The organism is Acinetobacter sp. YH12102, assembly GCF_013419125.1.
Taxonomy (GTDB): domain Bacteria; phylum Pseudomonadota; class Gammaproteobacteria; order Pseudomonadales; family Moraxellaceae; genus Acinetobacter; species Acinetobacter pseudolwoffii.
This window is the reverse complement of record NZ_VPAS01000028.1, coordinates 1-7,157: the sequence shown is the minus strand read 5'-3', so window position 1 is coordinate 7,157 and position 7,157 is coordinate 1. Positions and strand designations below refer to the sequence as shown.

Genomic DNA, 7,157 nt, shown 5'->3' with positions numbered 1-7,157 from the left:
GATACTACAGTGTCGGCACCGGTGATTACTCTGACTACCGACAGTGGTACAGCAGATGATTTCATCACCAACGACGGTAGCTACAGCGTAAGCGGTACCGAAGCGGGTGCATTGGTTGAATACAGCACTGATGGCACGAACTGGAGCACCACAGCCCCGGTTGCAGCTGAAGGTGAAAATACGATCTACGTCCGTCAAACAGACGTAGCAGGTAACATGTCTTCACCAGCATCATTGACCTTCACCTTGGATACTACAGTGTCGGCACCGGTGATTACTCTGACTACCGACAGTGGTACAGCAGATGATTTCATCACCAACGACGGTAGCTACAGCGTAAGCGGTACCGAAGCGGGTGCATTGGTTGAATACAGCACTGATGGCGGTGTGACATGGAGCAGTAATAAACCGGTTGCGCAAGAAGGTGAGAACAGCATCAGCGTACGTCAAACTGACAAAGCTGGGAATGTTTCGGATCCGACAGAAATTAAATTTACGGTTGATACCGTTGCACCGACGATTGCGATCACAGGTCCTCTGGCTGTTGACGACGTAATCAATGCGACTGAAAAAGGACAGCCATTAACCATCAGTGGTACGACCACAGGCGTGGAAGACGGCCAGCAGGTGACGGTGACCGTGGACGGCGAGACCTACACCGCGACGGTGACGGACAACGCCTGGAGCGTGACGGTACCGGCGGAAGCTGTGGGCGAACTGCCTACAACAGGTTCTGTGTCTGTGACTGCTGACGTGAGCGATAAGGCTGGCAACCCTGCAACGCAGGCAAGCAACCCGATCAGCGTGGACATCGCCGCACCGACGATTGCGATCACAGGTCCTCTGGCTGTTGACGACGTAATCAATGCGACTGAATCCCAGCAAGACTTGACCATCAGTGGTACGACCACAGGCGTGGAAAACGGCCAGGTTATCAAGGTTCAGATCGGTGGCAAGTCTTATACATTCGAAATAGTCGAGACGAGCGGGAACTGGATTGTAACAGTGCCTGTCGAAGATGTGGCTTTGCTCACAGGTTCTCCGCAGATCACTGCAAGCGTGACCGACAGCGCAGGTAATTATGCACAGGATTTGCACACGATTACCGTGGACAAAACGCCTCCCACAGTGACGATCACGGTGGATCCAAACGTGCTAAATGGTGTTAGTGAGAGTAATTCTGGCGAGTTGACCATTAAGTTTACCGAAGTGCCGCATGATGATGCAGGCAATGCACTATCGGCAGCGGAGGTTTTGGCTTTGCTAGGTAATCCAGCCAATCTCAAGCTGGGTACGCTGAGCACGAGCGATGGCGGACTCACCTGGACGGGTACGGTCACCGCAGCGACAAACACCGAAACGATGGTGCCGCTGACGATTGCCGCTGGGAGTTACTACGATCAGGCTGGTAACGCAGGTAACGTTGGCAATCGCAACGTCAATATTGACACTATCGCACCAACGATCGGCATCACTGGCCCGTTGGCGGGTGACGACGTGATCAATGCGGCTGAATCCCAGCAAGACTTGACCATCAGGGGCACCACCACTGGCGTAGAGAATAGCCAGTCGGTAACAGTTACCCTCAATGGCAAGACCTATACGGCTGTGGTGACGGATAATGCCTGGACGCTGGATGTGCCACGGGCGCATGTAACGCTGTTACCGCAAGGTGCGCTGACCGTAACTGCGGATGTGTCCGATACGGCGGGCAACCCTGCTGTCCAGGCAACGCGTCCGATTTCTGTGGATACAGTCTTACCGACGATCACAATCACCCACGTTGCGGATGGCAATGACATCGTGGATTGGAATGAGAAGATGGTAGATGGATTCATCATTAATGGCACGGTGTCGGGCGTGGATGTGGGCACCAACGTCACGGTGACCTTCAAGTATGCCAATGGTGATCCAATTCTCGGTGCCGACAATAACCCGATCAGCGTCACCGGCACGGTCGATGCGAATGGCAATTGGTCGGCGAAGGTCATCAAGGAACACGCCACACTGTTGAAGGACGGCTTGGCCACGGCTACCGTCAGCGATGCCGCAGGCAATAGCGCGAAGGATGTTCAGGCCTACACGGTTGCCGCGCCGCCAGCACCGGTGATCACTGGTTACTACGATAACATCGAGTATGTGCAGGGGAGCGCCAGTGCGCAGGCTGCGCTTGACGGCACCACTACGGTCTCGGGCAGCGTGTTGGACCGCTATGGCGAAGCGCTCACTGGCTTCAATACGCCGACCACGCTGGCCGGTACCTACGGCACCTTCACCTTCAACACCGCCACCGGCGAATGGAGCTACGTGCTCAATACAGGCTTGGCTGGTGCACTTGCCGCAAGCAACGCACCGTTGAATGATCAGCTCACCCTCACTGACAGTGATGGCAAGCAGTATCAGGTGCAGGTGTCGATCCACGACATGTTCCCGCCGACTGTAACCACCGTAACTGCTACCACTGTGGCGTTGAAGGAAGAAAACAAGATTAATAGCTCCGAGGTAGAAGGCCAACTGGAAGGTACTGCATCGGATGGTAGTAGTGTGGTCACAAACGTGACTGCTAACGGCCAGCCCGTCACCATCGGTCAGACGTTGGAACTGCCTGACAAGGGCGCGATCACCGTGTACGGCGATGGCCGCTACACCTTTGAACCCTACGACCACGGCGCCTCGATCACGCTGGACTACACCGTCGATGGCAGCACACCACAGACGACCACCATCGTCGACAACTCGGTGGTCTACAGCAACGACGTCATGGGCCGCATTACTGGCGCGGTGGACGCGCCCGATGGCCAGGTCACCCTGCGCCTGTACGCTAACAAGCAAAGCACCGACGACAGCGCGCCGGGCCCACAGGGCTACCCTAACGGTGCCGACGTGGTGGTCACGGTCAGCGACGGCCAATGGACAATCAGCCCCGATCAACTGCGTGAAGTGCTGCAGACCATCTGGTGGGCCGATCAACTGCGTGGCGATGACGAAATCTATCTGCAGGTCAAGCTAGTTGATACCGTTACTGGACACGTCAGCAAGGTGTCTGAAAAGTACACCTTCGTGGCTGATACTTATGCTCCGCAGGCGACCCATGTTGATTATGTTGCACCGGAAAGCACTGGATTTGGTCATGTCACCGCACTCGTGTCTGGTGACCTGACTAACGCCAAGCAAACCCATGCCGATATTGGCGACAAAGTCGAGGTGTACTATGACGGTGAGTTCTATGGCGAGGGTATAGTTGGTAGTCTGGCTCCTGGTTACGGGCAATATTTACAGATCAATGTAGCGCTTAATCAGGCCTTGCCTATTGACTACAACTCGGATCTTCTTAAGGTTCATGTCACCGACAAGGCGGGCAATACTGGTACCAGTGACAGTGGAACCGTAACTCCGGCACCAGAGAATCTGCCAACACCGATAGTGGTTGCCTATGTAGATTCTGTTACTGGTTCTAATGGTGTAGGCGGAAGCGGTGACACTGGGGATGTTGGATACAATGGACTGACCAACGATAGGCAGGGTAGCATTCGCGGTACGATTGACTTGGATGCAGCCGGTGGCGACGAGGTGGACGAAATCTGGGTCACCGTGCGTGGCCTCGGCCCGATCCGTATCGAAGTGCCTGAAAGTGCGAGCGGAGTTTGGACCTGGACCATCACCTCGGAACGGCTCGCCCTGCTCACCACCACCGGCACCCTCGGCGATGGTTCGGTCGAAGTGGTGGCGCGTGCCTACAACTCGGATTCCAACTCGACAGGCCTAGCATCCGCGCCATTTGTGTTCACCGTGGACGGTACCCCGCCGACGGTGAGTGTCAGTGTAGACGATGTGAACCTGACTGGCGCGGAGACCGTCATGGTCACCTTCACCTTCAATGAAGCGCCGCAGGGCTTTGTCGTGGGCGACATCACCACAACCGGTGGCACGGTCTCGAACCTGCAGCAGGTCAGCCCGCTGGTCTGGACGGCCACGTTCGCCCCGACAGCGGGTTACGAAGGTGCTGCCTCGGTGACGCTTGCGGCGGGCAGTTACGCCGATGCAGCGGGCAATGCCGGCTTGGCAGGCAACGTGGTCGGCATGACCGTGGATACCCGCGCGCCTGTCAACACGGTACCTGTGGCGCAGACAGTCAATGAAGACACGACGTTGAGCCTGTCGACGGTTCAGGTGGCTGACACCAACCTCGCCAGCGTGCAGCTCAGCGTGGGCAATGGTGTCATGAAAGTGACGTTGCAAACTGGGGCTTCCATTAGTGCTGGTAGCAACGGTGGCGGTACCCTGACCTTGGTCGGCAGCGAGGCGGCGATCAACGCGACCTTGCAGACCTTGACCTACCAAGGTAATACTCACTGGAATGGTATCGATACCCTGGCGGTGGTTTCCAAGGATAACTTTGGGCAGACAGCTAATAACACCACGACGATCAACGTCACGCCGGTGGCCGACGCGCCCACGTTGACCCTGACGCCGCCGCCGGTGGTCGAGTCACCAGTGGACAATGGACTGGTGCGGACCAGTTACACGGGTTTGAACATTGGCGGCAATGGCGGCAATGGTGTGTCTGTAACAGAGTTGCTGGTCGGTTTTACTGTTGCCTCCAGTGGCATCAGCACCACAGTTACCAATGCCAATGCCAATGTCAACATCTCCACCGGATTGACTGCTAACGCAGGTGTCAAGATGTCCGGCCTGATCTATCTGGAAGCAGGTAAGTCATATACCTTTGGTGGTACTGCCGATGACAGCGCTGCCATTGTGGTCGGTGGTATCACTGTGGCTTCGGGGCGTTGGGGCATTAGTAGTACCAGTCCTGATGGCTCTAGTGGATCCGGTAAGTTTCAAGGCACGTTTACGCCCTCTGCCAGTGGTTACTACACATTGGATATCTATGTGCATAACCAATCTGGGCCTGGTGGCTATAGCATCTTGTTTAAAGAAGGGTTGAACCCAGCCGCCGTGCTGTCGACGACGTCTGCGCAACTGTTTACAAATGTGGCAGCGATTGAGGCGGCAGGGGGTGAACTGGGCAGTCTGAGCAACGGTACCGGTGGCTACGGCTATTACAAGGCCTATGGTGCCAATGAAGGCGAGGCTGGTACTGCCATCAAGATTTCCAGCATTGCTGCAGGTCTGGTGGATACCGATGGCTCCGAAACTTTGGCGGTGTGGGTCAAGAACATCCCAGTGGGTGCGAAGCTCAGCGATGGCAGCAACAGCTTCACCGCCACAAGTGGCAACACGCAAGTGGATGTTCAGAGCTGGAACAAGGCTACGCTGACTTACACCCCGCCGATCAATGCTAGCACTGGTGCGGTAACGTTGCAGGTGGAGGCCATCACCACCGAAGTGGGTAATCCCTCCAGCACCGCCAGCACCACTGGCAGCCTAGTGGTGCAGGTGCATGCGGTCGAGCCTGTCGTGTTGGGTGCGTTCAGCGGTGGCGTGCTGGGCAATACCTCGGCGTGGACTGTTACAGAGGGAACGGTGGCGATTAATAGTGATGGGCGACTGGTGATTGATGATTCAAGCAACAATGGTGGAAATAATGCCATAGCCACCAGCGCTGCTTTTACTGTCAATCATGCTGGCAGTACTCTGACGTTCAACCAGTGGACGAGCGAGGCACGGAACGGTGATTCGGTCAGTTATCGGTTGCAAAAGCAGAACGTCAATGGCACTTGGAGCAATGTGACGGGGGGCGATGGTACGCACAATTTCACGAACGACACCAATCTGAGCAACCAGTCCATTACTCGGACAATCGATGAGGCAGGCACCTACCGGCTGGTGTTCACGGTTGCGGACAATTCATTGCGGGGCAATCTTACCTTGCAGGTCGACAATATCACCCTGACCCCACCTCAGAACATCGCTGGCAGGGGTGCATCTGCCGAAAGCTTCGTTGCCGATTCGTTCGGTGAAGATCTGCTGATGAGTGGTCTCGAGAATGACAGCTTAAACGGCGGTGCAGGAAGTGACATCCTCAATGGTGGTTCAGGCAACGATACCTTGATTGGTGGTTCTGGTTCAGACACAGCGATTTATGCGGTCTTAAATGCTGCCGATGCGACAGGTGGTAATGGTACAGACACATGGGTCGATTACGAAGCCAATGACAAAATTGAGTTTGGTGCTGGGTTCTTCGGAGGTCTACTTTCAGTAGATCAATCGGATATTGCTAACTACATCAAAGTTGAAGATGATGGTAATGGCGATGCCGTATTGAAAATTGACCGTGATGGTGTTGCTAATAGAACGAGTGGTACAACTCATGATTGGGCTGATTTGTTAATTATTGAAGGTAAGACCGCATTGGAATTACAGGATTTAATTAATAACCAAATCATTATTGGTTAATCTGAGTCTTTAAAGAAAGCGACATATCAAATATGTCGCTTTCTTGTCTTTTTCATTGTTAAAAATTATTTCAAACTTATATTTTTAAATTAGATACGCCAATCTCAACTTTTAATTATGGTTTCAAGCTGTATAGGAGGATTCCCTAATTTCATATTTAGAATAACTGAAAGAGTATGTGAAAGAATCTTACGAACAATTCGATGTGTTAAATGCCACAGATCTTTTGCCCTTACTTTTTGAATGTTGAATCGGTCAGTCAACTGACCGATAACAGTTTCAATTTGCCTTCGAGCATTCATCAATATTCTGATTGATTCTTTTGGTCTTAGATCAACCATATTTCGTCTATAAGGTGTTTGTAAGTCTAAATATTGATGCCTAAAATATTGTTTTAATTCAGGTCTTATATATCCCTTATCCGCTCCCAATAAACCATAAATGTTTTGTGTAATTTCAGGTGCAACATCTCTTTCATCACAATTTGCTGGAGCAAAAGTATAGTTCGTAATCATCCCTGATAAATTAATCACGATATGCCCTTTAAACCCATAATATTTTTCCTGTCAGTTAAACGTTTAGGCAGGACATTATGGAAAAAATGGTCAGGCTATCATCGCCGCAGTTTGGTGGAAACCAAGATGCATTGCATCAAATTATTAGGCGATAAATTAATGGCAAGAAGCTTTCCTAGTCAGGTGAATGAAATTCATGCACGTGTAGCAGTCCTCAACAGATTTACGGAATTAGGTCGACCACTTACCCAAGTTACGCCTTAAATTTGGCTCAATTAGGGG

2 protein-coding genes and 2 pseudogenes are annotated in these 7,157 nt (G+C 52.8%); 2 read left to right on the top strand and 2 right to left on the bottom strand.

Translation table 11 applies throughout. The features are described from left to right. Positions 1–198: hypothetical protein (locus FTU42_RS14765; RefSeq protein WP_218949836.1), on the bottom strand; the 198-nt coding region annotated here is incomplete at its 3' end. An 18-nt stretch (positions 199–216) separates the two neighbouring features. Here FTU42_RS14765 and FTU42_RS14075 point away from each other — a divergent pair. Beyond that, the gene (locus tag FTU42_RS14075; RefSeq protein ID WP_218949835.1) at positions 217–6,360 is read left to right on the top strand and encodes an Ig-like domain-containing protein; all 6,144 of its coding nucleotides are present in this window, start codon (positions 217–219) and stop codon (positions 6,358–6,360) included. A gap of 104 nt (positions 6,361–6,464) precedes the next feature. Here the strand turns inward: FTU42_RS14075 and FTU42_RS14070 are convergent. Further along, positions 6,465–6,926, bottom strand: a pseudogene (locus FTU42_RS14070) (IS982 family transposase); the annotation flags it as partial. Here FTU42_RS14070 and FTU42_RS14065 point away from each other — a divergent pair. Then, positions 6,927–7,139: pseudogene (locus tag FTU42_RS14065) on the top strand (IS5/IS1182 family transposase); the annotation flags it as partial. Positions 7,140–7,157: the final 18 nt, after the last annotated feature.